This is a genomic window from Pseudomonas sp. B14(2017), assembly GCF_002113255.1.
Classification (GTDB): Bacteria; Pseudomonadota; Gammaproteobacteria; order Pseudomonadales; family Pseudomonadaceae; genus Aquipseudomonas; species Aquipseudomonas putida_Z.
Window position 1 is genome coordinate 151,685 of record NZ_NEJY01000010.1, and the last position, 26,240, is coordinate 177,924.

The window sequence follows — 26,240 nt, forward strand, 5'->3', positions numbered from 1 at the left end:
ACATGGATACCTTGAGCTACCTGGGCCAGGGCTTCGGCGTCGCCCTGTCCCCCTACAACCTGGTCACCGCCCTCTCCGGCACGCTGATCGGCACCGTGGTCGGCCTGCTGCCGGGCCTGGGCCCGATCAACGGCGTGGCCTTGCTGATCCCCATCGCCTTCGCCCTCGGCCTGCCGCCGGAGTCGGCGCTGATCCTGCTGGCGGCGGTGTACCTGGGCTGCGAGTACGGGGGGCGCATAAGTTCGATCCTGCTGAACATCCCCGGCGAAGCCTCGACCGTGATGACCACCCTCGATGGCTACCCGATGGCCCGCAATGGCCTGGCTGGCGTAGCGCTGTCGCTGTCGGCCTGGAGTTCGTTCATCGGTGCGCTGATCGCCACCTGCGGCATGGTGCTGTTCGCCCCGCTGCTGGCGAAATGGGCAATCGCCTTCGGCCCGGCGGAGTACTTCGTGCTGATGGTGTTCGCCATCGTCGCCCTCGGTGGCATGGCCGGCGACAAGCCGCTGAAAACCTTCATTGCCGCACTGATCGGCCTGTTCCTGTCGGCAGTCGGCATCGACGCCAACAGTGGCGTGTACCGCTTCACCGGCGACAGCGTGCATCTGGCCGACGGCATCCAGTTCGTGGTGCTAGTGCTGGGCCTGTTCTCCATCAGCGAAATCCTCCTGCTGCTGGAAAAGACCCACCATGGCCACCAGGCAGTCAAGGCCACCGGGCGCATGCTGTTCAACTTCAAGGAAGCGGCCTCGGTGTTCGTGGTCAACATCCGCTGCGGCCTGCTGGGTTTCATCATGGGTGTGCTGCCTGGCGCCGGTGCGACACTGGCCAGCGCCGTGGCCTACATGACCGAAAAACGCCTGGCAGGTGACAAGGGCAAGTTCGGCAAGGGCGACGCCCGCGGCCTGGCCGCCCCGGAAACCGCCATCGGCGCCTCCTGCTGTGGCGCACTGGTACCGATGCTGACCCTGGGCGTACCCGGCTCGGGCACCACCGCGGTGATGATCGGTGCGCTGACCTTGTACAACATCACCCCGGGCCCACTGCTGTTCGAACAGCAGCCAGACATCGTCTGGGGCCTGATCGCCTCGCTGTTCATCGCCAACATCATGCTGGTGATCCTCAACATCCCGATGATCCGCATCTTCACCCGCATCCTCGCCGTGCCGAACTGGGCGCTGGTGCCGGTGATCGCCATCATCACGGGGATCGGGGTGTACGCCGTGCATGCCACCACCTTCGACCTGTTCCTGATGGTCGGCATCGGCATCATGGGCTATATCCTGCGCAAGCTGGACTTCCCGCTTTCGCCGATCCTGCTCGGCTTCATCCTCGGCGGGCTGATGGAACAGAACCTGCGTCGGGCGCTGTCGATCTCCAACGGCGAACTGGGCATCCTCTGGTCGAGCCCGATCAGCATGTCGGTATGGGTACTGACCATTTGCATGCTGACCCTGCCGCTGCTGCGCATCTGGCGCAAACGCAGCCAGCAGCGCCGGGCGATGGCCGATGCCTGATCGCTCGTTGCCGTTGTTTGTCGCGACCGGGCTGGTCGGCCTCGCTGGCGGTTTTGCCGCCAGCAAGGTCGGCTGGCCTTTGCCGTGGATGGTCGGCTCGTTGCTGGCGATCATCCTGGTGCGCTGCCTGACACCCTGGCAGCTGCCGGAAATCCCCAATGGTCGCAAATGCGGGCAGTGGATCATCGGCATCGGTATCGGCCTGCACTTCACCCCGGCGGTGATCGAGCAGGTGGCCAGCCATTTCGCGCTGATCTTTTTCGGCGCGCTGTTCACCACCCTGTCCAGCGTGATCAGCGTATGGCTGTTGCGGCGCACCGGTGAAGACCGTGCCACGGCGTTCTTCGCCAGCATGCCGGGCGGTTCGGGGGAGATGGTCAACCTTGGCGCGCGCAACGGCGCGGTGCTCAGCCAGGTAGCGGCGGCGCAGAGCCTGCGCGTGCTGGCGGTGGTACTGTGCGTGCCGGCGCTGTTCAAGTTCCTGCTGGGTGACGGAGTACCGCTGAATCACACCGGAAGTGTGAGCTGGGGCTGGCTGGCGCTGATTGCGCCGCTGGGCGTTGCCGTCGCCCTGCTCTGGCAGCGCTTGCGCCAGCCCAACCCGTGGCTGTTCGGGCCATTGCTGGTGGCAGCCACCGTGAGCCTGGCGGGCAACCTGCAGATAACCCTGCCCAATGGCGCCAGCCAGATCGGCCAGTGGTTGATCGGCAGTGGCCTGGCCTGCCACTTCAACCGCGCGTTCTTCCGCCGCGCACCGTCGTTCCTGGGGCGTACCCTGGTGGCCACGGCGTTGTGCATGGCGATTGCCGGCAGCGCCGCTTGGGTATTGAGCGTGATGACCGCGCTGGACCTGCGTTCGCTGACATTGGGGATGATGCCGGGCGGAATTGCCGAGATGAGCCTGACGGCAGAGACCCTGCAACTGTCGGTGCCGCTGGTGACGGCGCTGCAGGTGATGCGCTTGTTGTTCGTGCTGTTTCTGGCAGAGCCGTTGTTCCGGGTGTGGAACACCAACTCGGAATAATCGCGTCGCCTGCTTCGCGGGCTTGCCCGCTCCCACAGGTACTGCACCGCCCTCAAGGCAGGTGCTATCCCTGTGGGAGCGGGCAAGCCCGCGAAGCAGGCGACGCGTTCTTTCAGGTGATCAGAGCGGTGGCAATGCCCAGTTGATCGGCGCCAGCCCGCGCTGCTCGAGGAAACTGTTGGCCCGGCTGAAATGCCCGCACCCCAGGAACCCACGGTAAGCCGACAACGGCGATGGATGCACCGATTTCAGCACCAGGTGCTTGGTCCCGTCGATCAGCTTCTGCTTGCTTTGCGCATGCGAGCCCCACAGCAGGAACACCACGTTCGGGCACTGCTCGCTGACCACCTGGATGACCCGGTCGGTAAAGAACTCCCAGCCCTTCTTGGCATGCGACGCGGCATTGGCGCGCTCCACGGTCATGGTCGTGTTGAGCAACAGCACGCCCTGCTCGGCCCAGCTCTGCAGGTAGCCATGGTTGGCAATCGGGATGTTCAGGTCGCGCTGCAGCTCCTTGTAGATGTTGACCAGCGACGGTGGCGTGGCCACGCCCGGCTGCACCGAGAAGCACAGGCCATGCGCCTGGCCCGGCCCGTGGTACGGGTCCTGGCCGAGGATGACTACCTTCACCTGGTCCAGCGGCGTCGAGTTGAGCGCATTGAAGATCAACGGCCCTGGCGGGTAGATCTCTTTGCCGGCGGCGTACTCGCCGCGCAGGAACTCGCGCAGCTGATGCATGTAGGGCTGGTCGAATTCGGCGCGCAAGGCAGCCTTCCAGCTGGGTTCGAGTTTGATGCGATCGTCGTCAGTCATGGGGCCTTCCATAAACAATGGCGCGACACTAGGTAAGCCCTTCCCGCTTGTCAAACGATCCGACCGACGACCGGCATGTTCGGCCAGGCAAGCCATACTTGTCCGATGACTTGCGCGAGGTAGTCCATGACCATTCATTGCGAGGTACTCACCGGCGCCGATGGCGCCCGCATCGGCATCGCCACCCTGGATGCGCCCAAGGCGCTCAATGCCCTGAACCTGCCGATGATCGAGGTATTGGGTGAACAGTTGCACGCCTGGGCTCGCGACCCAGGGATCGTTTGCGTGCTGCTGCGCGGCAACGGTGCCAAGGCTTTCTGTGCCGGCGGTGATGTGCGTGCGCTGGTGCAAGCCTGCCGCGACCACCCCGGCAGCGTACCCCCGCTGGCCGCCACCTTCTTCGCCGCCGAATATCGCCTGGACTTTGCCCTGCACACCTATCCCAAGCCGCTGCTGTGCTGGGGGCACGGGCATGTGCTGGGCGGCGGCATGGGCCTGCTGCAGGGCGCCAATGTACGTATCGTCACCCCCAGCAGTCGGCTGGCCATGCCGGAAATCAGCATCGGCCTGTACCCGGATGTGGGCGCCAGCTGGTTCCTTGCGCGCCTGCCGGGCAAGCTGGGGTTGTTCCTCGGCCTGACAGGCGCGCCGATCAATGCCCACGACGCCTTGGACCTGGGCCTGGCCGACCGCTTTCTGGGTGAGTACCAGCAAGAGGCGCTGATCGAAGAACTGCTGCAACTGAACTGGCAGGAACAGACTGCCCTGCAACTGAACAGCCTGCTCAAGGCCGAACAGCACCGCGCCTGCGCCGAGTTGCCCGAGGCCCAGTGGCTGCCGCGGCGACAGGTAATCGATCAGTTGCTCGACGTGGCCGACGCAGCAGCCGCCTGGCGTGCGCTGGAGGGGCTCAAGCACCACGACGACCCGCTGCTGGCAGATGCCGGCCAACGGTTGCATGAAGGTTGCCCGCTGACCGCACACCTGGTGTGGGAACAGATCCGCCGGGCACGGCACCTGTCGTTGGCGCAGGTGTTTCAGATGGAGTACAGCATGAGCCTGAACTGCTGCCGCCACCCGGAATTCAGCGAAGGCGTGCGTGCGCGCTTGCTGGACAAGGACAACCAGCCGCATTGGCACTGGCCCGATGTGGCGCAAGTGCCGGCGGCGGTGGTGGAGGCGCATTTTGCCAAGGTGTGGGAGGGGCGGCATCCGCTGGCGGATCTCGGGTAGCTTCGAGAAGTTGGGGCTGCCTTGCAGCCCATCGCGACACAAGGCCGCTCCTACAAACGGATCGCGGTCCCCTGTGGGAGCGGCCTTGCGTCGCGAAAGGGGCGCACCGCGCCCCCGATTTTCAATTCATCTACCGCTGCCAGTTCCCCCCTTGCCCGTGCCCACGCCGCCCGTCCCCGCGCCGGTCACCATCCCCCCGCCCGTTGGAGTGCCAACGGTCATGCTGCTGGTAGCGCTGGCTGCCACCGCGATAATCATGACGGTCCCGGTCGCGCCCATAGTCATACCGCTGGCGATTGCCATAGTCATAGCGTGGGTTGCCATGCCACTGCCTCATCCCCGGCTGTGGATGAGACCGGTAGTGAGGCGCAGGCGCCGAGCGGTAGTAGTAACGCGGCGCCGGCTGGTAGTAATAGCGCTGTTGCGGCGTTACGTAATAGCGGTCATAGCGGTAATAATCCGGTGACACATAACGGTCGGAATAGTAGTGGTCCGACCGGTAATAGCCCCCGCTCTCGTAGTACGGAACGCAGGCGGAAGTCATCAGCCCCAGCAGGGCGATCAACAGGATTCGATAGGACATGGCGGCCTCCTGGACCGCTGGAGTGCCCGAACAGCGGCGCTGGCGAGCATCGATGCGAAATGCGATCATCGACATTGAATAAGACAGTGCCGCCAAGGTGCAGTGCCATTTCTGCAACAATTTGATACAGGTGAGCGGCAGCCATGCCCGACAACCAGCACTGCCCCGCTTGTGGCGCCCTCAACCAGTGCAGCCTGGCCGACCCGCGCCGGGCCACCCAGGCCTGCTGGTGTTACAACGTGACCATCGACCCTGCCGTGCTCGAGGCCCTGCCCGCCGAGCTGCGCGACAAAGCCTGCCTGTGCCCGCGCTGCGCCGCCGTCGAAGAACAACTTCGCTCCCCCGCTTCCGACTGACCGTTTGCCATGCGCCTCGACCGTTTCCTCGCCAACCTGCCCAGCCACAACCGCCAGCAAGTCCGCCTGATGCTGGCGCAACGCCGCGTGCGGCTGGATGGCCAGGTGGTCAGCGACCCGCTGGCCGAGGTGCGCGAATTCAGCCGCGTGGAGCTGGACGACCAGCTGCTGCAGGCTGGCCGCCCGGCGCGCTACCTGATGCTGCACAAGCCCGCTGGCTGCGTCAGCGCCACCCAGGACCCGCAACACCGCACCGTGCTCGACCTGCTGCCCGCCGCGTTGCGTGAGGACCTGCACATTGCCGGGCGCCTGGACTTCAACACCACCGGCCTGATGATCCTGACCAACGATGGCCAATGGTCACGGCGGCTTACCCAGCCCACGACCAAGCTGCCCAAGCACTACCTGGTGGAAACCGAGGACGAGATTGGCGAGCACTATGTGGCCAAGTTTCGGGAGGGCTTCTACTTCGCCTTCGAAGACCTCACCACCCTGCCCGCCCAGCTGGACATCCTCGGGCCGCGCCAGGCGCGGCTGGCAATCGTCGAAGGGCGCTATCACCAGGTGAAGCGCATGTTCGGCCATTTCGACAACAAGGTGGTGGGGTTGCATCGGGAGAGCATGGGGGCGATCCGGCTGGACCCGGGGTTGGCGCCTGGGGCGTTTCGTGAGCTGACGGCGGATGAAATAGCGACGGTCTAGGTTGGCTGTTCCGGCCTCTTCGCGGGCTCGCCCGCTCCCACAGGGATCACACCAGCCCGGAGACCTGTGGTGTACCTGTGGGAGCGGGCGAGCCCGCGAAGAGGCCGGAGCAGACAGATCAGGGTCGTCATACGACCGCTCAGCGACAAAAGTCACATTTTCCCCCGAACGGCACTTGCGGGATCCCCGACCCACTGCTTGAATCCAAATCGTCAGTCTGCATGTGACTACCAAGTCACGCCCGCAGTCGAAGACACTTTTTGCCGGCCACCCAAGGCCTCGATGCCTTGGGGCACGGCAAATTGCCCACCAAAAACAATACCGTCGACGCACGTGCCAAGGATCGACACAGGGCCCCCCGGTTTCTCTTCAGGCAAATGCCTACCTGTCATAAAGAACGTGCACCCTAGGTGACGCGAATACCCTTTTTGCGCCAGGAGTCGATGACATGAGGCCAGAAATCGCTGTACTTGATATCCAAGGTCAGTATCGGGTTTACACGGAGTTCTATCGCGCGGATGCGGCCGAGAATACGATCATCCTGATCAATGGCTCGCTGGCCACCACGGCCTCGTTCGCCCAGACGGTACGTAACCTGCACCCGCAGTTCAACGTAGTACTGTTCGACCAGCCATACGCGGGCAAATCCAAGCCGCACAATCGCCAGGAACGCTTTATCAGCAAGGAGACCGAAGCACATATCCTCCTCGAGCTGATCGAGCACTTCCAGGCAGACCACGTGATGTCGTTCTCGTGGGGTGGCGCAAGTACGCTGCTGGCGCTGGCGCACCAGCCGCGGGGTGTGAAGAAGGCTGTAGTGAGTTCTTTCTCGCCGGTGATCAACGAACCGATGCGCGACTACCTGGACCGTGGTTGCCAGTACCTGGCCGCCTGCGACCGCTATCAGGTCGGCAACCTGGTCAACGACACCATCGGCAAGCACCTGCCGTCACTGTTCAAGCGCTTCAACTACCGCCACGTCAGCAGCCTGGACAGCCACGAGTACGCGCAGATGCACTTCCACATCAACGAGGTGCTGCAACATGACCTGGAGCGGGCGCTGGATGGTGCACGCAATATCGACATCCCGGTGCTGTTCATCAACGGCGACCGCGACGAGTACACCACGGTCGAAGATGCGCGGCAGTTCAGCAAGCACGTGGGCCGCAGCCACTTCAGCGTGATCCGCGACGCAGGCCACTTCCTGGACATGGAAAACAAGACCGCTTGCGAGGATACCCGCAGCGTCATGCTGGGGTTCCTGAAGCCAACCATGCGTGAATCTCGTCACCGTTACCAGCCTGTAAAACAGGGGCAGCATGCATTGGCCATCTGAGCAGCTCGGCGTCCTGTGGTTGAGACCCGCAAGCCAGGGGGCGCCGACAAGCTTTTTTATAACTTGGGCTTCTAATTCGTTGAGGGTTCTGGTAAAAAGTGCTGCGCAAACGCGGGTATAGTTTAGTGGCAAAACGAAAGCTTCCCAAGCTTTAGTTGAGGGTTCGATTCCCTCTACCCGCTCCACATCGCATTCCCGCATGGCGTTCCCGCAACGTCATCGCTGTCAAAAGGAGCCCAGGCTCCTTTTTTCGTTTCTCCCCTCCCTTTGACCTGCCCCATGGCCATTTGCCTGCCGATCCGCTTCAATGCGTGGATGGATTCGTGAAGCATTTCGAAAGGACGACGCATGTTTCTCTCCCGCTGGCTACCGGGCCTTGCCAACCTGCTGCACTACCGCCGCGAGTGGTTCCACGCCGACCTGCAGGCCGGCCTCTCGGTGGCAGCGATCCAGATTCCCATAGCCATCGCCTACGCGCAGATCGTCGGCCTGCCGCCGCAGTACGGCCTGTACGCCTGTGTGCTGCCGATGATGGTCTACGCCCTGATCGGCAGCTCGCGCCAGCTGATGGTCGGCCCTGACGCCGCAACCTGCGCGATGATCGCAGGCGCCGTGGCGCCGTTGGCCATGGGCGAGCCGCACCGGATTGCCGAACTGTCGGTGATCGTCACCTTGCTGGTCGGGGTAATGCTGATCGCGGCCGGAGTGGCCCGGGCCGGGTTCATCGCCAGCTTCTTCTCGCGGCCGATCCTGATCGGCTATCTCAACGGTATCGGCCTGAGCCTGATCGCCGGGCAGTTGTCCAAGGTGGTGGGGTTCAAGATCGAGGGTGACGGCTTCATCCTCAGCCTGATCAACTTCTTCCAGCGCCTGGGCGAAATCCACTGGGTGACGCTGCTCATCGGTCTCGCCGCTCTGGGCCTGCTGATCTGGCTGCCACGGCGCTACCCCCGCCTGCCTGCGGCGCTGACGGTAGTGGCGCTGTTCATGCTGCTGGTCGGCCTGTTCGGCCTCGACCGCTTCGGCGTCGCCATTCTCGGCCCGGTGCCTGCCGGCATCCCGCAGCTGGCCTGGCCACACAGTAACCTGGCAGAAATGAAAAGCCTGCTGCGCGACGCCCTGGGTATCGCCACCGTCAGCTTCTGCAGCGCCATGCTTACCGCACGCAGCTTTGCCGCCCGGCACGGCTACGCGATCAACGCCAACCACGAATTCGTCGCCCTGGGCGTAAGCAACCTGGCTGCCGGTGTTTCCCAGGGCTTTGCCATCAGCGGCGCAGACTCGCGCACGGCGGTCAACGACATGGTCGGTGGCAAGAGCCAGCTGGTGGGTATCATCGCCGCGCTGGTCATCGCCCTGATCCTGCTGTTCTTCACCGCGCCGATGGCGTGGATCCCGCAGGCCGCGCTGGGCGCCGTGCTGCTGATGGCCGGCTGGGGGCTTATAGACATCAAGTCGCTGGGGCACATTCGCCGCCTGAGCCGCTTCGAGTTCTGGCTGTGCCTGCTGACCACGGTCGGCGTGCTGAGCCTGGGCGTACTACCCGGTATCGTGTTTGCCGTGACCCTGGCAATCCTGCGCCTGCTGTACAGCATCTATCAGCCCACCGACGCGGTGCTGGGCTGGCTACCGGGCACCGAAGGCCAGGTGGACATCCGCAAACACAAGGATGCCCGCACCGTGCCAGGCCTGGTGGTGTACCGCTTCGACGACGCGATCCTGTTCTTCAACGCCGACTACTTCAAGATGCGCCTGCTCGAGGCGGTGCAGAGCCAGGACCAGCCCAAGGCCGTGCTGTTCGATGCCGAAGCGGTAACCAGCATCGACGTCAGCGGTATCGCCGCCCTGCGCGAAGTGCGCGACACCCTGGCCGCCCAGGGCATCTTCTTCGCCATCGCCCGCGCCCGCGGCACCTTCCTGCGCATGCTGGTGCGCTCGGGGATGGCCCGCGAGATGGAAGACAAACTGCTGTTCGGCTCGGTGCGGGCGGGCATTCGCGCCTATCGGGTTTGGCGCAACAGGAGTCGTATTGTGAAGGTGACCGAACAAGGCTGACGGCGAGTTGATGCCACAAATTTGCCTCCTACAGAGGAAAGGACTACTCGGCATTCGGAAAGGGATGATGGGCTAGCGACAACCTTGTTCGCTAGCCTCGTTTTCCCGCTCTGAAAACACGGCCGGGCACTCCCTTATCTGTAGCGCTGGATAACCGGCAGCTACGCCAATGGCGTACACTCTGCTATGCTTTTCACTGAAACAACCTTGTTCACCAAACGAGTCAGAGAACTCCTTGATGATGACACCTATCGCTTGCTGCAAGTCAGGCTCATGGCTTCACCTGAGGCAGGAGACCTGATTGAGGGAACCGGTGGCCTACGCAAAATACGAGTGCCCGCTAACGGGCATGGAAAACGCGGTGGTGCCAGGGTTATCTACTACCACTTCATATCCAGATCACAGATAGCCATGCTCTACATCTACGGCAAAAATGAGCAGCCCGATCTGTCCAGCGAGCAGCGCAAGGCATTGAAGTCCATCATTGAACACTGGAGGCATGCATGAACCGCTTTTTTGACGAACTGATGGAGAGCGTTCAACAGATGGACGACATCGTCCAGGGCAAGTGCGCGCCGTCTCGCGAATTCGCAATCGATGCTCTTCAGGTACGAAGCATCCGCAGGGTAACAGGGCTTTCACAAGTACGCTTTGCCGAGATGATCGATGTTCAGGTCGCCACGCTGAGAAATTGGGAACAAGGCCGACGAGAACCGACCGGGCCAGCCAAGGCATTGTTACGTGCGATACGCAACGATCCAGATCATGTACTGAAGGCCCTTGCTCACTGACATAGGCCCGCCTGACCAGCATGATCACCTGTGACCGACTGTTCAGCGCTTTGGCCGCTACAAACCGTCCGCCTGCAACCATTCAGTATCCCAACCTCTCCAGCATCACAACCTCTGGCTCCGCCGGACGCTGATAGAACCGTAGCAACGCCCCCGTGCGGTTGGTAAAGATCCCGTCGACACCCGCCTTCATCGCCTTGTCGAAGTCCACCGGTTCGTCGAGGGTGTACGCATGCACCAGCAAATCCCGCGCCTGGCTGGCCTGGTTCATCCAGGGCTGGATCAGGTCGGCATAGCTCTGTTCGCCCAGATGAGTGCGCATGGCAGAAGGCCCCGTACCGACCGCACCGCCCTGCCTGGCCTGATCGAGCCAGCGCAGGAATTCTGCCTGGTCCTTCGGCTGCTGACGGGCATAGAACACGGCCTTGTCGGTTTCACCCGAGTCAGCGAAATCCTGCCCGGAAGCGGGCTCGATGGTTTTTGTCCCCACCCACAGCAGGAGTACCTTCGGCACCTGCGGCATGGCCTCGTGCAGCAACGCCAGGCTGTTGCGGTCGAAGGTCTGCAACACCACACGGCCTGGCCGGTCGAGCCAGCCGCGGGCTGCGAGGCGCGCCTTCAGGTCCTGCTCGATACCCGGGAACTGCTTGGGGACCTTGGTCTCGATGTACAACCCGGGGTGCCGCTCGGGGTTGCCTTCGGCGATGTCGATGACCTCGTCCAGGGTGAGGATCGGCAGTTTGCGGAAAGAGGCCCGGGCGCGCGCCGGGTAGGCCTGGTTGAACCAGCTGCCAGCATCCAGCGACTTCAGCTCGGCGAGCGTGAAGGCGCTGACCGGGCTGTCCTTTCGCTCTGGGAAGCGCTCGGCGACATCGCTGGTACGCGACAGCACATCGTCATGGACCACCACCAGCACGCCGTCACTGCTGCGTTGCAGGTCGAGTTCCAGGTAGTCGGCGCCCTGGTCGCGGGCCAGCAGGTATGCAGGGGTGGTGGATTCCGGGGCATCGTACGAGGCGCCGCGGTGGGCGATCACCGCCGGGTGCGCAATGCCGTGGGCGGTGGCCAGGGCCTTGCCATTGCTGGCGGAAGCGGCCGATACAGTGAACAAAGCGGTCAGAGCCAAGAAACTGAACATGGGATTGCGCATGGATAAGTCCTTTATCGTCCTGTGAACCTTGCGCTGCCTGTTCTGGCCCCTTCGCGGGCACGCCCGCTCCCACAGGTACTGCATTGAATTCATGGGCAGTGTAATTCCTGTGGGAGCGGGCGTGCCCGCGAAGGGGCCGGCATTGCCGACACAAGGCCCTTGCCTGGATACAACCCTCGCACACCTTGCATGACATGCTAAAGTCGCCCCCGTTCCCGCTCCACCCAACGGACCCCAGCATGCCCGCACTAGACGCCACCCTCACCCCCTGGCCGGAACTCGCCACCCACCACCCTTGCGACGCCCTGCTGCTGGGCAACGGCGCCAGCCGCGTGCTGTGGAAGCCGTTCGGCTACTTCTCGCTGTTCGAGGAAGCGCAACGTGCCGGCCGCAAGAAAGGCCTGGCCGTGAGCGACCAGGCACTCTTCAAGTCGCTGGGTACGGAACTGTTCGAGCCGGTGCTCAGCGCCCTCAACACCACCGTGCGAACCAACGCCGCGCTGGCCATCAACTCCACCGCGCCGCTGAACCGCTACTACTCGATCAAGGAAGCGCTGATACACGCCGTACGCACGGTGCACCTGCCGTGGCCACTCATGCCGGCCACGACCCTGGCAACCCTCAACCAGGCCCTGCGCGGCTACCGCAGCGTCTACACCAGCAACTACGACCTGCTGCTACCGTGGGCCGTGCAACACGCCCCGCACGGCTTCGCCGAACTGTTCGACGAGCAAGGCTTCTTCGACGTGCGCCGCACCAACGGCGAAGGCACGCGGGTGCTGCATCTGCATGGCGGCCTGCACCTGCTCAAGCTGCCCGACGGCACCACCCGCCAACGCAGCGCCGACAGCGCCGAACTGCTCGATGGTTTTGCCGTGAACATCCCGGGCGAAGTGCCGCTGTTCATCAACGAAGACCGCAGCGACGAGAAACTGCGCGCCATCCGCAACTCTGACTACCTGGGCTGGTGCCTGGGGCAACTGGCGCGGGAAAGCCAGGGGCTATGCCTGTTCGGGCTGCACCTGGACAGCAGTGACCAGCATCTGCTCGAAGCCATCCGACAGGCCCGACCGATGCATCTGTCGATTGCCATAAGGCCGTTGAGCGAGGCATCGGTGATCAACCAGAAGCAGCATTTTGTCGACAGGTTCGGGGATATGCCCGGGACCGTGCTGCATTTCTTCGATGCCAGTACGCATCCGTTGGGGCAAGCAGCGTTGGCTATTGAAGCACCGCTCACCCACAGGTGAAGTGGACCAATTGGGGGCTGCGTAGCAGCCCCGTTTACGCTATCTGTCAGGCATCAGGGCTTGCCCGCTCCCACAGGGTTCGCGCAACTCCTGAATTCTGCGCGGTACCTGTGGGAGCCGGCTTGCCGGCGATGGGCTGCGTAGCAGCCCCGTTTACGCTATCTGACAGGCATCAGGGCTTGCCCGCTCCCACAGGGATCGCGCAGCTCCTGAATTCTGCGCGGTACCTGTGGGAGCTGGCTTGCCGGCGATGGGCTGCGTAGCAGCCCCGTTTACGCTATCTGACAGGCATCAGGGCTTGCCCGCTCCCACAGGGTTCGCGCAACTCCTGAATTCTGCGCGGTACCTGTGGGAGCCGGCTTGCCGGCGATGGGCTGCGTAGCAGCCCCGTTTACGCTATCTGTCAGGCATCAGGGCTTGCCCGCTTAACCACTCGCCCCATCAAGGCGCCGACGCGGTTGTCACCTGCACGGCCGGGCCAACTGCAACCGGCTCGGGCATCGCGACATCGCCGCCCAGCTGGCGGATCTGCCGAATCTGCTGGACCCTGTTCAGGTTTTCCCAGGCGACGGGATAGTGCCCCGGCGACAACTCGATCGCGCTGCGGAAGAACTGCTCAGCCACATCCAGCTTGCCTTCCACCAGGCAGACATAGCCGACATCATTGCTGGCCTCGGCACGCTTTTCGACCTGTTCGAAGGCAGACACCGCCTCCTCATAGCGCCCCATGCGAGCCAGCAGCAACCCATAGTTGCGCCAAAGCGGTTTGTAGGTGCCGTCGTAGCTCACACCACGCTTGTACCGGAGCTCGGCATCGGCCCATTGCCCGGCCATGTAGTAGGAATACCCCAGGCTGTTCTGCACCAACGCCGAACGTGGATCGATGAGCTCGGCCAGGCGGTAGTAGGTCTGCGCCTCGGCGAAGTTGTCGGCCAGATCCGCGAGCACCCCCAGCCCGTTGTAGGCCTTGAGCGGTGACTTGCTGTCGACCCTGAGCGCAGCCGCCCCTGTCTGGGTGTTGGCCGCGTCCTTGGCGAAGCGTTTCTGATCCACGGCAACTGCCTTTAACAACATCACCTTGGCCTGCTCATGTTTACGCATGGACAGGTTCAGCAGGCCCATTTCCGTCAAGGCATCGGGGTTTTCAGGTGCCTTGCTCAGTACCTCGGTGAAGGCCATCTCGGCAAGCTGGTTATTGCCCCGTTCGCGGTGGATACGGCCAACCCAGACCAGGGCCTCATAACGTTCGGGCGCCAGCTCGAGGACGCGCAGGTACTGGTACAGCGCCTGGTCCAGGTCACCGGCCTGGTAAGCCATAGCAGCCATCTGCATCGCCTGGTCGGGCGAGTTGCTTTGCGACTGCACTTGGTAGAGCACCGAATTGCCAGCGGAGTAGACAGAACGCACCCCATTCAAGTCTGGCCCAGTGCTCTGGCAACCCGAGAGCACGGCGATCATGGTCAACAGCAAGCTGATCCTGTTCATGTCATGGATTCCCGAACGTTTTAAGTATCCCGATGATCACCGGGCCGATGGCTACCAGAAAGAAGCTTGGCCACAGACAGAAAATTAGCGGAAAAACCAGCTTTGTTCCGATCTTCGCGCCCATTTCCTCGGCGGCCTGCATGCGCCGGTCACGAAACTCCTCGGCGTAGATTCGCAAGGTGGCCGCTACGCTGGTGCCGAAGCGGATGCTTTGGGCCAACAGGCTGACCAAGCCTTGGATGTCTTCCAGCCCGGTCCGGTCCGCCAGTTGCCTGAGCGCTTCGGTACTGGAAATACCGGCGCGGATTTGCGCATTGACCAACGCCAGTTCCTCGGCCAGCTCGGCCTGGCTGACCGACATTTCTTCGGCCACCCGCTCGATTGCATGGGGTAACGCCAGACCCGATTCTACGCACACCACCATCAAGTCCAGGGCATCTGGAAAGGCCGCACGCAACCGACCCTGCCGAGCCGTCTTGCGCTTGTCGATATACAGTGCCGGCAGCAACCATCCGACAGCAGCCCCTATGAGCACCACAGCGATAATCACGGTTGAGGAAAGGTTGGGTACCAGTGGCAGTGTCAACAGTGATATACCAACCAGAATCAGCGGCAACAGCAAACGAACCGCCCAGTACACCTGTACCGCTGACGCCGAGCCGTAACCCGCGTGGGTCAAAAGGGTTCGGGTGGCTGACGCCTGCCCTTGCTCAGACGGGCCAAGGCGCCGACCGACCCGCTCCAGCAGGAGTTGCAGATTGCCTGGCGCCTCCCGCCCGGCCGCAGCGCCGGAGTGATCACGCTTGATTAATGCAAGACGACGTTGCAGAGGGCTCTGCAACCCCAGCACCAGTAACGTTACGGTGATCACCGCAATGACCGTACTTACCCCGATCGCGCCGACGATCAGCAGGCGTGTCAGTGCCTCATTGTCCGTCACCCGACTCAATAAACCGAGCAAATAATCCATGACCGACGCCCCCGTTGCGAGAACTGCTTAAACCTGGATTCGGATGATCTTGCGAATCCAGAAGATCCCGACCAGCATGGAGCCAAAAGCCGCCATGATAAGCTTTTGGCCGAAAGGATCGTTGACCAGCGTTGGCAAATACGTGGGGCTAGTGAGCATGATCCCCGCCGCCAGCACAAAGGGTACGGCCACCAGCACCCAAGCCGACATTCGCCCTTCGGCCGACATGGTCTTGACCTTGCGTTGAAAGCGAAAACGCCCCCGGATCAGGCTACTCAGACGCTCCAGAACTTCGGTCAGGTTGCCGCCAGTCTCGCGATGAATGAGGATCGAAGTCACCATCATCATCACCGTCATACTCGGCACCCGTTCCAGCAGGCCAAGCATGGCCCGGCGCACATCGTTACCGTAGTTGATATCGGCGAAGGTCAGGCCGAATTCATGCGCCACCGGTCCCTTGTGCTCCTCTGCCACCAGGCGCAGGGTTTCATTGAAGGGATGCCCAGCGCGCAATGCCCGGCACATGGCTTCCAGCGCATCCGGCAAACCCTCCTCGAATCTGGCGAAACGCATGCCACGGTCATGGGTGATTTTCAGCAGCGGCAACCAGAACGCCACGAACGCTACCGCCAGCGCCAACCACCAGTAAGGAAAGAACATCCAGGCCAGCATCCCGGCAGCCGCTGCCAGAACGAGCCCCATCAGAAATACCCGATAGGCCCGGTACTCATGCCCGGCTTGCTCGATCATTTGCGTCAGCGACGCCATGAAGGGTAACTGCTCGAGCCGCGCCTCCAGCGGCGACAAGCGGGTCAGGTACTTCTGCCGCAGCACAGTCTGCATGTTCGGCAGATGGCTTGCCCGCTCCAGGAGCACCAGTCGGCCGCGAATACGTTTGCGTACCTTGCCCGCTTCGCCGAACACTGGCACGACCAATCCTTGGCTGAGGAGAAACACGGCAACAAACACCATGCCTAGAAATATCAGGATGTATTCAACGGGTATCTGGCTCATGGCTGACCAACCTCCATCCATTCCGGCCTGAACATAGTCAACGGCAACTCGATCCCGCGCTTGGCCAAAGAATCGCGAAAGGCCGGGACCATGCCGCTTGGCCGGAAGTCGCCGAGCACCTGGCCCTGCTCGCCCAGGCCATTGCGGACGAACGAGAATATCTCGGTCATGGTGATGATTTCGCCCTCCATGCCGTTGATCTCCTGCACACTGACCAACCGCCGCTTGCCGTCTTCCTGTCGCTCCAGCTGGATCACCACATCGATGGCCGATGCGATCTGCTGGCGCATGGCCTTGATCGGGAATGTAGCGCCAGACATCAAGACCATGTTCTCCACCCGGCCCAACGCATCGCGCGCGGTGTTGGCGTGGATGGTAGTCAGAGAACCATCGTGACCAGTGTTCATCGCCGTCAGCATGTCCAGCGCCTCGGCGCCGCGCACCTCACCGATCACGATGCGGTCGGGGCGCATCCGCAGGCTGTTGCGCACCAGCTCACGCTGGCCCACCTCGCCGCGCCCTTCGATGTTCGCCGGCCGTGTTTCCAGGCGCACCACATGCGGCTGCTGCAGCTGCAGCTCGGCCGAGTCCTCGATGGTGACGATGCGCTCGTTGTGGGGAATGAAACTGGACAGCACATTGAGCATGGTGGTCTTGCCGCAGCCGGTGCCGCCGGAGATCAGCACGTTCAGCCGCCCCCGCACGATCGCCTTGAGCAGCAAGGCGATGGCCGGCGTCAGCGCGCCCGCCTGGATCAGGCTGTCGGTATTGAGCAGGTCCACCGCAAAGCGGCGTATCGAGATACTTGGCCCGTCGATGGCCAGCGGCGGGATGATCGCATTGACCCGCGAACCGTCCTTGAGGCGTGCATCGACCAACGGCGAAGACTCGTCGATACGCCGGCCGAGGCTGGAGACGATGCGGTCAATGATGTTCAGCAGGTGCTGATCATCGCGAAATCGCACATCGGTGCGCTGCAACTTGCCGAACCGTTCGACGTACACCGAGTCATGCCCGTTGACCAGAATGTCGGACACCGTATGGTCGGCCAGCAGCGGCTCCAGCGGGCCAAGGCCAAGCACTTCGTCGGTGATCTGCTTGATGATCAACTGGCGGCTGGCAGAGCTTACCGGCGCCGAATGCTCATCGAGCAGACGCTGGCAGATATCACGGATCTGCCGCACGGCCTCGGCCTGCTCGAGCGAGTCGAGCAAGGACAGGTCCATGACCTTGAGCAGTTGCTGATAGGTCTTCTCCCGCCACTCGGCTTCCACCGATGTGACCTGGCTTTTCGTTTCAAACAGAACATCCGGTGCCGAATGTTCCCACGCCATCAACGCCTCTGCCGGGTCCTTCGCGCCTCCACCCTGCTTCGACGGCGTCAACGCCTCGGGGGTGGCTGCCTGTTTGCGCAAACGGTTACGGAAATCGCTAAGCATGGTTCACCCCCGAAAAACACGCTTGAAGGCGCGTTTGAACAGTCCCGTGTCAGTGTCCACCTGCTTGCCAACCAATTCCTCGGCCAGCCCACGCAGCGCCTGGGTGATCGCGGAGCGAGGTGCTTGCAAGCCTAATGGCACACCCGTGTTCTGGCTCTGATTGATGACGCTGAAGTCATTCGGCAGTTTCACGATATTGGTGCAGCGCAGCGCCTCGCCGATATCCTTGAGGCTGACCGGCGCCGCCTTGTCGTAGCGGTTGACCACCACCTCCAGCTGATTGCCGCGCACGCCCAGGTCATCGCGCAGAATGCGCGCCAGGGAACTGGCGTCGCGCAGGTGGTTGACGCTCTGCTGCACCACGACGTACACCCGGTCGGCCTGCTCCAGCACCGAAGCGGTGATGTGATCGATCTGCCGCGGCAAGTCCGTCACCACCCAGTCATAGTTGGCCCGCGCCAGCTGCAGCAGCGCATCGAGCTGTTCGGCCTGCACATCCTGCGGCAGGCACAGCTCATTGGCGCGGCTGCCAAGCACATGCAAGGACGGGCTGAAATGGCTGCAGAAGCCGCGCAGTGCAACACCATCCATTTCTTTTATCTGCTGCAACACGTCCAGTTGGCTGTGCGACTGCGCCACATCCAGATGATGCGACACGCTGCCAAACTGCAGGTCCAGGTCAAGCAACAGGGTGTTGCCCTTGAGGCTGAGCTGATGCGCCAGGTTGCAGGCCAGCACCGTGCCGCCGGAGCCACCCTTGGCATTCATCACCGCGACCAGTTTGCCTGTTGCCGTGCTGTTGGTCTGGGTTTCCATGACCATACGGTTCAAGGCAGCGATAAGCTCCGTGGCAACGATAGGCTCTGGCAGAAAATCACGCGCACCGGCCTGCATCGCCAGGCGCATGCCTTCCCGATCGTCCAGCAGGCCACACACCAACAGCGGCGGGCGCTCATGGGCCGGGCGTTGCAACAAGGCTGCCAGTTCCTCACGCCACAGCTGGCCAACGCGCAGCAGCAGGAAATCGGGCATCCGGTCGAGCCCGTAAAGCGGGTCGCAATGCCCATTGCTCACCTGACGAACATTCACCTCCAGACCGGAGATGCGCTGACAGATTTCTTGCAATTGACGCAAGGCCAAGGCGTCGGAACTGCTGATCAACAGACGCATCCCGGGCTTGATGGAAGTAGCGGATACGGAACTCTCCCTAAGATTCAGCATGGCGTGATCTCCGGTACGACACCCGCCCCGGTATGACGCCCGAGGCTCTCGCGAGGTAAGGTCGCCTTGAATACTGGCAGGGTAATGGGCACCCCAAAACCTGGAATAAACAGGCTGAATTGAAAGTTCTGCAGCGTCAGCTGGACATAGCGGACAGCGGCAAACCCGGTGGCGTTCACCAGATCACCGGGGTTGGCGACCTGTGCACCGTTCTTGTCCAGATAACGCAGGGTAAGGTCCGAAGTGTCCAGGTCGGCCAGCAGGCCACTGGCTCCGCTGTCGCCCGCACTGTTGAATATTGCCCGGCGCAGCACCACCGGATCGCTGATATTGCACACCGCTGCCAGCCGTGCGCCACGCCGAACGGACTCATTCAGCACATTCACGGTGTAGTACAGCCGGCCTATTTCCAGCACCCCGAACAGCAGCGTGAACATCAACGCACTGACGATGGCGAACTCCACCACGTAAACGCCCTGCATGCCTCTGCGCTTCATCACAGTGCCCTCATCACAGTGGTGGCGACCAACGGAAAGTTCAGCGCCGTGCCGCCTCCGATAAAGGCCGGAATGCCGTTGGCGATCAGTGGGGAAAAGACCGCGCTGATGGTGACCTGAACGTGGTCGTTGGTGCCCGCCACCTTGGCCACCTGCACGGTAGTATCAGCCGGCATCCCGGTCAGGCTGCAGGGCGGCGCTGAAGGTGCACCGTACACCGCCACTTTCTTGGTCATGCACTCGAGGTCGGCGCTCACTTCGACCTTGCCAAGGGTCGAGTTCCAGGCCTGGCTGGCGACAAAGCGTGCGGCATCCCGGCTGCCCTGCAGCAAGCTGTTGTACTGGTAAAGCATGCGGCCAAATTCGCCGAAAGCCAGCAAGGTCAGGAGCAACAGTGGCAGGGTGATGGTGAACTCGACGATTGCCACCCCTTGCTGACGTTGTGCACGCTTGAACCGATAAAGTTCCATGACACGCTCCTAGGAGTCGGTGCTCGGTGTGCCACTGCCATTGATAAAGGTTTTGTACAACTGGATGATCTGCGGGCCGGAATCGTCCTGCGGAGTAGGCCCAGGCACGCCGTCACCCTCGCATTGCTTGACGAACTGGCCAAAGATCTGCGAATCCCCACCTGAGTTGTCGGCAGGCTGCACCACATAGAAGCAACCGAAACCAAGGACCGGAATCGATGATGCCCCCGAGTTCTTGCCCGAGCAGTCGCCTACCACGATCTTCAGCATCCGTCGCTCGAAAACTCCACTCGACTGGCAACCCGTACCGCCTGCGACACATGCGGCGGTCTGCGCGGCATAGTCGTTGTAGTCGAACAGCGGCGTGCCGCCAGCAGACAGGTTGCCATTGCTCGAAGTGACGACTTGGCCCTGCTGCTCCACTTGGTTAGGCGTGATTGCGTCGTTGTACTTCATTACCGGATTGCTATAGGTCGTCACCAGGTCTGGCGGATAGTCCGAACTATTGAGCGACCCGGCATACTGGCCGAAGCGAGTATTCAGGCCTTTCACAGCAGGACCAACCGTGTTGCCAGGCTTGGTAGCGGCGTTGTCACCGACATTTCGGCAAACCGAGGCGCCGCCAGCCATGAGTTCGCCAACCTCCTTGCCGCCCGAGCCAAAATCGAGCAGCTGAAAATTGCCCGGGCCAATCGGGTCGCTGTCCTTGGAAGCTGATTTCAAGACCTCCAGGTCACCAAAGCGATACCCCCAGAACATGCCGGTGTCCGGGTTGTATTTGGTCGGGTCCCCACACACCAGCAGCGGCGCAAGATCACATGGACTGGTGGGGCTCGGCCCGGCGGTTGCAATCGCCGTCACACTTTTGGTCCCCACGGTTCCTGTACCGATTGACTGGGCGAAGCTCCAGAAAAAGCCCGCCAGTGAGTAGTTCGATACCGAGACCCGCACATAGGTGGCATTGGCCGGCCCGGGGAAGGAGAAAGGCCCATAGACATTGTCTGCCAACTCCACCACGGCAAATCCGCCAGGGTTGCCGCCGATTGCCGTCAACAGCTCCATGTTGCCAGCGGCCTTGGCATTTTCGTTGAGGGTGAAGAGCGCGGCTGCTCGCGTGGTACTGGCAGAATTGCCAGTGCCCATCACCTGGCTCAGGGTCTTGGCGCCACTGAGGGCGGCGGCGTCCACGGCATTCTGCAGTCGAGTCTTGTTCAACAACATGTGACCGCCATCGAGCACCAACGCTGCCATCATCAGTATCGCCAACAAGGCGATCACGATGATGACAGTCACTGCCCCCCGCTGTTGGCCTCGCGGCGCGGTGAACATCCGTTGAGCTCGAGGAGTCATGATTACGCCCTCAATCAGCGAGTTGAATCAGTGACTTGGATCTGGATCGGCTGACCGATCTGCTGCGCATCGCCAGTCGCCCCCCGATAACCATTCATCACCTTCTCCAGCAACGGCCCATCGGCGCCGACGGCAGGCAGTTCGGTGCCTGGATTGGCGGCCACCTGCTTGTCGGCAATCTGCTGGTAGGTTGTCTGGTAGACGCTGTAACCCAGCGGGCCGACGCGCCCCTCGTCGTACGACATGCAACCGGACACCCCCGACAGCAGCGCGCAACACACGATCATGGTTCTCATGCTGGTTCTCTCCGATCAGTTCAGATCATGGCCAAAGTTGCCACCGCTGACACCGAGGCTGACGGGCACCGCGCGCCCCGGCTCACTGCCCTTGGTCTTGCCGAGCAGGTAGAAGTCCAGGTCACTGGGCTCGACGAACTTCTCAGTGGGCAGGCGCACCGCCTTGGCATCCACGGGCTTGGCGAGGTGCGGCGTCACCAGGATCACCAGTTCGGTTTCACCGTTGATGAACGATTGGCTGCGGAACAGGTGCCCGAGTATCGGCAGGTCCCCCAGACCCGGGAAACGGCTGACGAAATCGCGAGTGTTTTCGCTGATCAAGCCGGCGATGGCAATGGTCTGGCCATTGCCCAGTTCGACCGTGGACTCTGCGCTGCGCTTGGTCAGCGACGGAATAACCTGGGAAACTCCATCGCCCAGGATGCTGCTGAGGCCCGTGTCGAGTACCAGCGAGTTGGCGTTGGAAAGCTCGCTCACCGAGACATTCAGGTTGAGGTTGATACGCCCGGAGTCGAGCACCACCGGCAGGAACTTCACGCCGACACCGAATTCCTTGTATTCGATGGTGATGCCATCATCCTCGGTGATTGGCACCGGAAACTCGCCACCAGAAATGAACTCAGCCTGCTGGCCAGTCAGCGTGGTCAGGGTGGGCTCCGCCAGTACCTTGGCCGAACCATTGTCCTTGGACGCTTCCAGCACCACGTTGAAGAGGAAATCGTCGGACAGGAACTGGGCGAACAAGCCTTTGCCGCCACCAATCAGCGAACCTGGCGAAAGGATCGACCCGCCGCCTGGAGTCAGGCCCAGTCCTTGACCATTGTTGAACCCGCCACCGCTCCAGTTGCCGGATGATCCAAGGGCATTGAAGCGCACGTTAAGGTTCTTGATCAGGCTGCGCTGCATCTCTGCCACTTTGACTTCCAGCATCACCTGCTGGCTGCCACCGACGCTGAGCAGGTTGATCACCTCCAGCGACTGGGCCGGGGCCGCCTCGGCGGCTTCACCCTTGCCTTGCACCACACTCGAGGTTTGCGCGGCATAGGTCTTGGCCACTTTCATCGCCGTGTCCATGGCCGCGGCGCTGCGCACCTGACCACGCAGTACCAACGCGCCCTGGGCGCTGAACACCTCGATGTTCTCCTCGGGCAGCAGCTGGTGCAGTTTGGTCTTGAGCCCGGTGAGGTCATGCACGACCTCCACATCCAGGGTATCGATCAAGCGGTTATTGCTGTCCCACAGCAGTACGTTGGTAGTGCCCAGGGAACGGCCGAGCAGGTAGAGCTGGGTCGGGCTGGTGATCAGGATATCGGCGATATCCGGGTTGCCGACCGAGATTTTCCTCACCGGCGTACGAGCACTGATCGTCCGCGACTTGTAGATGGGCACCTGGACCATGTTGGTGTTGGCCGCCGGCATGGCGCTGTATCCCGATCCTGGTTCTGCAGCCTGCGTCACACCGACGAACAGCAGCTGCGTACCCAGCCCGCACAACAGGTACATCCCTAGTCTCTGCAAAGTATTCATGCACAACTCCTTGCGAGGTATTCTTGTTCCTGCCGAAGGTTAACCATTCGGACGCCAGCTGCTTTAGAACCGTGCTTTCGCTACTTCAACTTCAGTCCCACGGATGATGGTGACCGCGCCACCGTCACTACTGCGATTTACCACCGGTCTTGTTTGGGGTTTGAATGCTGGCGTTGCAGCCTTCACCGGCTCGACAGCGGCAACGGCTGGCGCCTGCTTCTGAGCGTCCAGCGGGTTGCGCAGAGCCAGTTGCAACTTCCCTTCGGATTGCGCCCTGACCAGCACCTCGGCCTCTTTGGCCGACATTTCCAGGGTCACGGCACGTACCACCACCGGCTGGGTCTTGTCCGTCCCCGCTGTCTGGTCCACAGCCAATACCCGGAGGTCCTGGAGGATGGTTCTGGATTCGGCGTCATTACTACCGCCATTGCTTTGCTTGGTTGCCAGAACATCGACCCGGTTGCCCGGCAACAGGAACCCGCCCACCCCGACCACATCATCCACACGCACCGAAATGGCGCGCTTGTCTGGAGCAATCAACGAAGCCAGGGTACTGCCACCCAGGTGCTCGGCCAGGCGAGCGCTACGCAGCACATCGCCGCGCAACAATGCAAAAGTGGCAATCTTGCCAACCACCTTTTCATTGCTGTCAAAGGCATCGTCAGGTACCGCATCCTTGGGCATGCGCACGATGGCGACTTGCTGCGCCTCGATCATCTGCCCGAACGGGATCTCCACCGTGGCGACCACCACGTTCTTCATGTTGTCATCCGGGGCGGCGTTGAGCCGACCATTGAGCCAGTTGTTCGCCATCAAGGCGGCGCCAAGCCCCAGGGTCAGGGACACGGCAACCAAGGTCAGCGTACGGGCACTCATGTCTGCATCTCCTTATCCAAGGAAGTCGATCTGCACGAAGTAGCTTTGCCAGGCCCATTTCAGCTCCTGCTCCGACAACGGCCCCTCGCCCCCCATGTAACGCTGGCGGTCAAGTGCCATGTTCAGCAGATCGCGAGGGTGGCAGGGCACCAGCGGCACGCCTTCTGCCTCGTACAGGGCCTGTAGCGCGTAACGCAACAGCAGCGGGTCGTAAGCCAGGCCCAGGCGTTCGCATTCCTGACGCCAGATGCGTTCGTACTCATCGACTTTCAGGTAGCTGAACTGCAGCTTGTAGCCAATGCGCCGCAAGAAGGCTTCGTCAGCCAACTCCAGCGGGTTGAGGTTGGTGGAGAACACCAGCACCAGATCGAACGGCAGCTCGCAATGGCGCCCGCCACCCAGGTTGAGGAAGTCGCGCTTCTCTTCCATCGGCACGATCCAGCGGTTGAACAGTTCGGCCGGGGCCATGCGCTGGCGCCCCATGTCGTCGATGATGAACAGGCCGTTGCTGGCCTTGAGTTGCAAGGAGGCCTGGTACTGACGGGTACCGGGATCGAAGCGGACGTCCAGTTGCTCCATGCCCAACTCACCGCCAGTGATCACAACCGGGCGTTTGCAGCGCACCAGCCGACGATCGATTCCTTCGTTGAGCAACAGGCTGGTAGATTGGCTTTCTTCCTCCAGGCGCTGATGCACCTGGGGGTCGTATACCTCGATGACCGACTCGTTGATCTCGATGGCATGGGGTACCCAGATGGCTTCGGCGAACAGGCGGATCAGGCGGCTGCTGACGTAGGTCTTGCCGGTGCCTGCGGGGCCATAAATCATGATGGCGCGTCCGGAGTTCAGCGCTACCCCTAGCTGGTCGAGCATGCTCTCCGACAACACTACGCCCGCAAAGGCCTTGTGCATGTCCTGCGTACTGATGCGGCCATGGTGGATGGTCTGCAGCTTGAGCAGGTCACGATAGGCACTTACCGGGAAGGGCGCCGCGCCGATGTAGCCGCTGCGCGCCAGTGCATCACGGGCGGTACCGCGGCCGCGTTCGGTCAAGCCGTAACGCAGCACCTGCCCCCCCGTTTGCACACCGACCTGGCCCAGTACTTCAACGCGGCCATCCTTGCGTAGAAAAGCCAGTATCTCCTCCACCACCGCACCGGTCAGCGCCAGGCGCTCGACCAGGCGCGACAGATCCAGCGTACCGGCGTCGTACAGGTGCTTGCACAGCAAATCACCGAGAAAGCTTTCCGCCAGTCCAGTCTCACGGACTGTGCGAGGTTGTGGTGCCAGGCTCTGCACTGCGTCCTTGTCACAGGCACCGCTGTCTCTGAGTGCGTACATTTTCAGCCTCCTAGGCTAAAGGCCAGCGGTTGCCAGAAAAGGCTGACAAGGGTTCCGAGAAGAATTGCCACGGCGTATGGGAAGGGCTTTCCGGCCACCTCATCAGCCTCCGGCGCGAAATACGCCTGTGCTCTCAACATCAACCAGTAACGCGATAAGGTCATCGGTAATTGGCCACGCACTAGAATTAGAAGAAGACCACATAGACATCCGGCAATCAGACTCAGGAGTGCCGCGTTGAGCGCGCCGTTTAAAGGAAGAAAAGCGCCGACCATAGCCATCAGCTTGACATCGCCGGCAGCCATCCCACCCAAGGCGTACATTGGGAGAAAAATGGCGAAGGCAATCAGCACCCCCAGCAACCCATAACCGAAACCACTGACTCCGATGGAGTAAGCCTGACCAGCCAAGCCCAACCCCAGTCCCACCAGAATCAGGAGGTTGGGAATGCGGTGGCGACGAATGTCGCTCGCCACCGCGATACCCAGCAGCCCCATCAGCAAAACAGTCATAACCAACTGCTCTCTGGTCATCACCGCCTCTCCCTGCTGGATGATTATTTCTATTAGCACGCCGACCCTTTGATGGCAGTGCAAAGAGTCTGCATCTTTGTCTGCACTGCAGTTCCGAGACTAGTGAATATCCCAACAACAAGTGCCGTCACCAACCCACCAGCCACCGCATATTCCACAACGGTCAGGCCATCTTCATCTTTGACGAACTTCACGACCGAAGCCTTGATTGTTTGCAGAGTCATTTCGCTCACCTCGCTAAGGACATTGTTTTTCTTCCCGGGCAGTGGCGATTGCACTACCTGATGGGAATCCTAGTCAGGGGGAGGCGACAGTCGTTAGGAGATTTTTGCGAATCGCTAGGACTTTTTTGCGGCCATTGGCCAGCATCCAAAAAGTGACAATGCCACCAGGAAAACAGGTAGCAAGCGT

28 protein-coding genes and 1 tRNA gene are annotated in these 26,240 nt (G+C 61.8%); 11 read left to right on the forward strand and 18 right to left on the reverse strand.

Going from position 1 to position 26,240, the window contains the following annotated elements; all coding sequences use genetic code 11:
- The first annotated feature begins 2 nt into the window (after positions 1–2).
- Both CAG34_RS12560 and CAG34_RS12565 read left to right on the forward strand, forming a co-directional pair.
- A complete protein-coding gene (locus CAG34_RS12560) occupies positions 3–1,517 on the forward strand; it encodes a tripartite tricarboxylate transporter permease (RefSeq protein ID WP_025340437.1) in 1,515 nt (504 codons plus the stop codon).
- Positions 1,510–2,541 (forward strand): AbrB family transcriptional regulator, encoded by a 1,032-nt coding sequence (locus CAG34_RS12565; RefSeq protein WP_085590287.1) that lies wholly within the window; start codon positions 1,510–1,512, stop codon positions 2,539–2,541. The genes CAG34_RS12560 and CAG34_RS12565 overlap by 8 nt, the downstream gene beginning before the upstream one ends.
- Before the next feature lie 120 nt (positions 2,542–2,661).
- Here the strand turns inward: CAG34_RS12565 and ung are convergent, their stop codons facing one another.
- Entirely contained in the window at positions 2,662–3,354 is a 693-nt protein-coding gene (gene ung / locus CAG34_RS12570) for a uracil-DNA glycosylase (protein WP_085590289.1), read from the reverse strand.
- A 126-nt stretch (positions 3,355–3,480) separates the two neighbouring features.
- On the opposite strand from ung, the gene CAG34_RS12575 reads away from it, so the two are divergent.
- A complete protein-coding gene (locus tag CAG34_RS12575; protein WP_025340440.1) occupies positions 3,481–4,587 on the forward strand; it encodes an enoyl-CoA hydratase/isomerase family protein in 1,107 nt (368 codons plus the stop codon).
- Between the two features lie 130 nt (positions 4,588–4,717).
- Here CAG34_RS12575 and CAG34_RS12580 read toward each other — a convergent pair whose 3' ends face one another.
- Positions 4,718–5,170 (reverse strand): hypothetical protein, encoded by a 453-nt coding sequence (locus tag CAG34_RS12580; RefSeq protein WP_085590292.1) that lies wholly within the window; start codon positions 5,168–5,170, stop codon positions 4,718–4,720.
- Between the two features lie 143 nt (positions 5,171–5,313).
- On the opposite strand from CAG34_RS12580, the gene CAG34_RS12585 reads away from it, so the two are divergent.
- The 4 genes from CAG34_RS12585 to CAG34_RS12600 all read left to right on the forward strand — a co-directional run bounded on the left by CAG34_RS12585 (position 5,314) and on the right by CAG34_RS12600 (position 7,749).
- Positions 5,314–5,526 (forward strand): cysteine-rich CWC family protein, encoded by a 213-nt coding sequence (locus CAG34_RS12585; RefSeq protein ID WP_085590294.1) that lies wholly within the window; start codon positions 5,314–5,316, stop codon positions 5,524–5,526.
- A gap of 9 nt (positions 5,527–5,535) precedes the next feature.
- Positions 5,536–6,228, forward strand: a complete 693-nt coding sequence (locus CAG34_RS12590) for a pseudouridine synthase (RefSeq protein WP_085590296.1) — start codon at positions 5,536–5,538, stop codon at positions 6,226–6,228.
- Positions 6,229–6,676: 448 nt separating this feature from the next.
- On the forward strand, positions 6,677–7,564 hold the full coding sequence (gene phaG / locus CAG34_RS12595; RefSeq protein ID WP_085590298.1) for a (R)-3-hydroxydecanoyl-ACP:CoA transacylase: 888 nt from the start codon (positions 6,677–6,679) through the stop codon (positions 7,562–7,564).
- A 111-nt stretch (positions 7,565–7,675) separates the two neighbouring features.
- A tRNA-Gly gene (locus CAG34_RS12600) sits at positions 7,676–7,749 on the forward strand.
- Here the strand turns inward: CAG34_RS12600 and CAG34_RS29075 are convergent.
- Positions 7,738–7,914: a hypothetical protein gene (locus CAG34_RS29075; protein WP_218191906.1), complete on the reverse strand. Its 177-nt coding sequence runs from the start codon at positions 7,912–7,914 to the stop codon at positions 7,738–7,740. The genes CAG34_RS12600 and CAG34_RS29075 overlap by 12 nt on opposite strands.
- Here CAG34_RS29075 and CAG34_RS12605 point away from each other — a divergent pair.
- The 3 genes from CAG34_RS12605 (at position 7,913) to CAG34_RS12615 (ending at position 10,410) form a co-directional block, all read left to right on the forward strand.
- Positions 7,913–9,619: a SulP family inorganic anion transporter gene (locus tag CAG34_RS12605; protein WP_075046185.1), complete on the forward strand. Its 1,707-nt coding sequence runs from the start codon at positions 7,913–7,915 to the stop codon at positions 9,617–9,619. The two genes, CAG34_RS29075 and CAG34_RS12605, sit on opposite strands and share 2 nt — an antisense overlap.
- Before the next feature lie 186 nt (positions 9,620–9,805).
- The gene (locus CAG34_RS12610) at positions 9,806–10,126 is read left to right on the forward strand and encodes a type II toxin-antitoxin system RelE/ParE family toxin (RefSeq protein ID WP_085590300.1); all 321 of its coding nucleotides are present in this window, start codon (positions 9,806–9,808) and stop codon (positions 10,124–10,126) included.
- Entirely contained in the window at positions 10,123–10,410 is a 288-nt protein-coding gene (locus CAG34_RS12615) for a DNA-binding transcriptional regulator (RefSeq protein ID WP_085590302.1), read from the forward strand. The genes CAG34_RS12610 and CAG34_RS12615 overlap by 4 nt, the downstream gene beginning before the upstream one ends.
- Before the next feature lie 82 nt (positions 10,411–10,492).
- Here CAG34_RS12615 and CAG34_RS12620 read toward each other — a convergent pair whose 3' ends face one another.
- Complete coding sequence (locus CAG34_RS12620) at positions 10,493–11,560, reverse strand: glycerophosphodiester phosphodiesterase family protein (protein WP_085590304.1); 1,068 nt, start codon at positions 11,558–11,560, stop codon at positions 10,493–10,495.
- A 239-nt stretch (positions 11,561–11,799) separates the two neighbouring features.
- Between CAG34_RS12620 and CAG34_RS12625 the strand changes: the two genes are divergently transcribed.
- Positions 11,800–12,810, forward strand: a complete 1,011-nt coding sequence (locus CAG34_RS12625) for a DUF4917 family protein (RefSeq protein ID WP_085590307.1) — start codon at positions 11,800–11,802, stop codon at positions 12,808–12,810.
- Positions 12,811–13,251: 441 nt separating this feature from the next.
- On the opposite strand, the gene CAG34_RS12630 is transcribed toward CAG34_RS12625, so the two are convergent.
- From CAG34_RS12630 to CAG34_RS12695, 14 genes are all read right to left on the reverse strand, one after another.
- Complete coding sequence (locus CAG34_RS12630; protein ID WP_085590309.1) at positions 13,252–14,295, reverse strand: lipopolysaccharide assembly protein LapB; 1,044 nt, start codon at positions 14,293–14,295, stop codon at positions 13,252–13,254.
- A 1-nt stretch (position 14,296) separates the two neighbouring features.
- Positions 14,297–15,265, reverse strand: a complete 969-nt coding sequence (locus CAG34_RS12635; RefSeq protein WP_085590311.1) for a type II secretion system F family protein — start codon at positions 15,263–15,265, stop codon at positions 14,297–14,299.
- Positions 15,266–15,292: 27 nt separating this feature from the next.
- On the reverse strand, positions 15,293–16,279 hold the full coding sequence (locus CAG34_RS12640) for a type II secretion system F family protein (protein ID WP_085590313.1): 987 nt from the start codon (positions 16,277–16,279) through the stop codon (positions 15,293–15,295).
- A complete protein-coding gene (locus CAG34_RS12645; protein ID WP_085590315.1) occupies positions 16,276–17,718 on the reverse strand; it encodes a CpaF family protein in 1,443 nt (480 codons plus the stop codon). The genes CAG34_RS12640 and CAG34_RS12645 overlap by 4 nt, the downstream gene beginning before the upstream one ends.
- A 3-nt stretch (positions 17,719–17,721) precedes the next feature.
- Positions 17,722–18,939 carry an AAA family ATPase gene (locus CAG34_RS12650; protein ID WP_085590317.1) on the reverse strand — a complete coding sequence of 406 codons (1,218 nt, stop codon included), beginning with the start codon at positions 18,937–18,939 and terminating at the stop codon, positions 17,722–17,724.
- Positions 18,933–19,436: a TadE/TadG family type IV pilus assembly protein gene (locus tag CAG34_RS12655; RefSeq protein WP_085590319.1), complete on the reverse strand. Its 504-nt coding sequence runs from the start codon at positions 19,434–19,436 to the stop codon at positions 18,933–18,935. Before CAG34_RS12655 ends, CAG34_RS12650 begins: the two co-directional genes overlap by 7 nt.
- On the reverse strand, positions 19,436–19,906 hold the full coding sequence (locus CAG34_RS12660; RefSeq protein WP_085590321.1) for a TadE/TadG family type IV pilus assembly protein: 471 nt from the start codon (positions 19,904–19,906) through the stop codon (positions 19,436–19,438). The genes CAG34_RS12655 and CAG34_RS12660 overlap by 1 nt, the downstream gene beginning before the upstream one ends.
- A gap of 9 nt (positions 19,907–19,915) precedes the next feature.
- Positions 19,916–21,259 carry a TadE/TadG family type IV pilus assembly protein gene (locus CAG34_RS12665; protein WP_085590323.1) on the reverse strand — a complete coding sequence of 448 codons (1,344 nt, stop codon included), beginning with the start codon at positions 21,257–21,259 and terminating at the stop codon, positions 19,916–19,918.
- 11 nt (positions 21,260–21,270) lie between these two features.
- The gene (locus CAG34_RS12670) at positions 21,271–21,552 is read right to left on the reverse strand and encodes a hypothetical protein (protein ID WP_085590325.1); all 282 of its coding nucleotides are present in this window, start codon (positions 21,550–21,552) and stop codon (positions 21,271–21,273) included.
- Between the two features lie 15 nt (positions 21,553–21,567).
- Positions 21,568–23,055 carry a type II and III secretion system protein family protein gene (locus tag CAG34_RS12675; protein WP_085590327.1) on the reverse strand — a complete coding sequence of 496 codons (1,488 nt, stop codon included), beginning with the start codon at positions 23,053–23,055 and terminating at the stop codon, positions 21,568–21,570.
- Between the two features lie 87 nt (positions 23,056–23,142).
- Complete coding sequence (gene cpaB / locus CAG34_RS12680) at positions 23,143–23,955, reverse strand: Flp pilus assembly protein CpaB (protein ID WP_085590329.1); 813 nt, start codon at positions 23,953–23,955, stop codon at positions 23,143–23,145.
- Between the two features lie 12 nt (positions 23,956–23,967).
- A complete protein-coding gene (locus tag CAG34_RS12685) occupies positions 23,968–25,296 on the reverse strand; it encodes an AAA family ATPase (protein ID WP_085590331.1) in 1,329 nt (442 codons plus the stop codon).
- A 2-nt stretch (positions 25,297–25,298) separates the two neighbouring features.
- A complete protein-coding gene (locus CAG34_RS12690) occupies positions 25,299–25,829 on the reverse strand; it encodes a prepilin peptidase (RefSeq protein ID WP_085590389.1) in 531 nt (176 codons plus the stop codon).
- Positions 25,830–25,861: 32 nt separating this feature from the next.
- Positions 25,862–26,053, reverse strand: a complete 192-nt coding sequence (locus CAG34_RS12695) for a Flp family type IVb pilin (RefSeq protein WP_054571983.1) — start codon at positions 26,051–26,053, stop codon at positions 25,862–25,864.
- Positions 26,054–26,240: the final 187 nt, after the last annotated feature.

Coding starts and splice junctions, on each gene's coding strand:
- CAG34_RS12620 (WP_085590304.1), bottom strand. CDS start 11,560: ATGCGCAATCCCATGTTCAGTTTCTTGGCTCTGACCGCTTTGTTCACT.
- CAG34_RS12675 (WP_085590327.1), bottom strand. CDS start 23,055: ATGTACCTGTTGTGCGGGCTGGGTACGCAGCTGCTGTTCGTCGGTGTG.
- CAG34_RS12695 (WP_054571983.1), bottom strand. CDS start 26,053: ATGACTCTGCAAACAATCAAGGCTTCGGTCGTGAAGTTCGTCAAAGAT.
- CAG34_RS12610 (WP_085590300.1), top strand. CDS start 9,806: ATGCTTTTCACTGAAACAACCTTGTTCACCAAACGAGTCAGAGAACTC.
- ung (WP_085590289.1), bottom strand. CDS start 3,354: ATGACTGACGACGATCGCATCAAACTCGAACCCAGCTGGAAGGCTGCC.
- CAG34_RS12565 (WP_085590287.1), top strand. CDS start 1,510: ATGCCTGATCGCTCGTTGCCGTTGTTTGTCGCGACCGGGCTGGTCGGC.
- CAG34_RS12670 (WP_085590325.1), bottom strand. CDS start 21,552: ATGAGAACCATGATCGTGTGTTGCGCGCTGCTGTCGGGGGTGTCCGGT.
- CAG34_RS12660 (WP_085590321.1), bottom strand. CDS start 19,906: ATGGAACTTTATCGGTTCAAGCGTGCACAACGTCAGCAAGGGGTGGCA.
- CAG34_RS12640 (WP_085590313.1), bottom strand. CDS start 16,279: ATGAGCCAGATACCCGTTGAATACATCCTGATATTTCTAGGCATGGTG.
- CAG34_RS12625 (WP_085590307.1), top strand. CDS start 11,800: ATGCCCGCACTAGACGCCACCCTCACCCCCTGGCCGGAACTCGCCACC.
- CAG34_RS12645 (WP_085590315.1), bottom strand. CDS start 17,718: ATGCTTAGCGATTTCCGTAACCGTTTGCGCAAACAGGCAGCCACCCCC.
- CAG34_RS12630 (WP_085590309.1), bottom strand. CDS start 14,295: ATGAACAGGATCAGCTTGCTGTTGACCATGATCGCCGTGCTCTCGGGT.
- CAG34_RS12635 (WP_085590311.1), bottom strand. CDS start 15,265: ATGGATTATTTGCTCGGTTTATTGAGTCGGGTGACGGACAATGAGGCA.
- CAG34_RS12615 (WP_085590302.1), top strand. CDS start 10,123: ATGAACCGCTTTTTTGACGAACTGATGGAGAGCGTTCAACAGATGGAC.
- CAG34_RS12655 (WP_085590319.1), bottom strand. CDS start 19,436: ATGAAGCGCAGAGGCATGCAGGGCGTTTACGTGGTGGAGTTCGCCATC.
- CAG34_RS12585 (WP_085590294.1), top strand. CDS start 5,314: ATGCCCGACAACCAGCACTGCCCCGCTTGTGGCGCCCTCAACCAGTGC.
- CAG34_RS12580 (WP_085590292.1), bottom strand. CDS start 5,170: ATGTCCTATCGAATCCTGTTGATCGCCCTGCTGGGGCTGATGACTTCC.
- CAG34_RS12575 (WP_025340440.1), top strand. CDS start 3,481: ATGACCATTCATTGCGAGGTACTCACCGGCGCCGATGGCGCCCGCATC.
- CAG34_RS12560 (WP_025340437.1), top strand. CDS start 3: ATGGATACCTTGAGCTACCTGGGCCAGGGCTTCGGCGTCGCCCTGTCC.
- CAG34_RS12590 (WP_085590296.1), top strand. CDS start 5,536: ATGCGCCTCGACCGTTTCCTCGCCAACCTGCCCAGCCACAACCGCCAG.
- CAG34_RS12685 (WP_085590331.1), bottom strand. CDS start 25,296: ATGTACGCACTCAGAGACAGCGGTGCCTGTGACAAGGACGCAGTGCAG.
- CAG34_RS12690 (WP_085590389.1), bottom strand. CDS start 25,829: ATGACCAGAGAGCAGTTGGTTATGACTGTTTTGCTGATGGGGCTGCTG.
- CAG34_RS29075 (WP_218191906.1), bottom strand. CDS start 7,914: ATGCGTCGTCCTTTCGAAATGCTTCACGAATCCATCCACGCATTGAAG.
- CAG34_RS12605 (WP_075046185.1), top strand. CDS start 7,913: ATGTTTCTCTCCCGCTGGCTACCGGGCCTTGCCAACCTGCTGCACTAC.
- phaG (WP_085590298.1), top strand. CDS start 6,677: ATGAGGCCAGAAATCGCTGTACTTGATATCCAAGGTCAGTATCGGGTT.
- CAG34_RS12650 (WP_085590317.1), bottom strand. CDS start 18,939: ATGCTGAATCTTAGGGAGAGTTCCGTATCCGCTACTTCCATCAAGCCC.
- cpaB (WP_085590329.1), bottom strand. CDS start 23,955: ATGAGTGCCCGTACGCTGACCTTGGTTGCCGTGTCCCTGACCCTGGGG.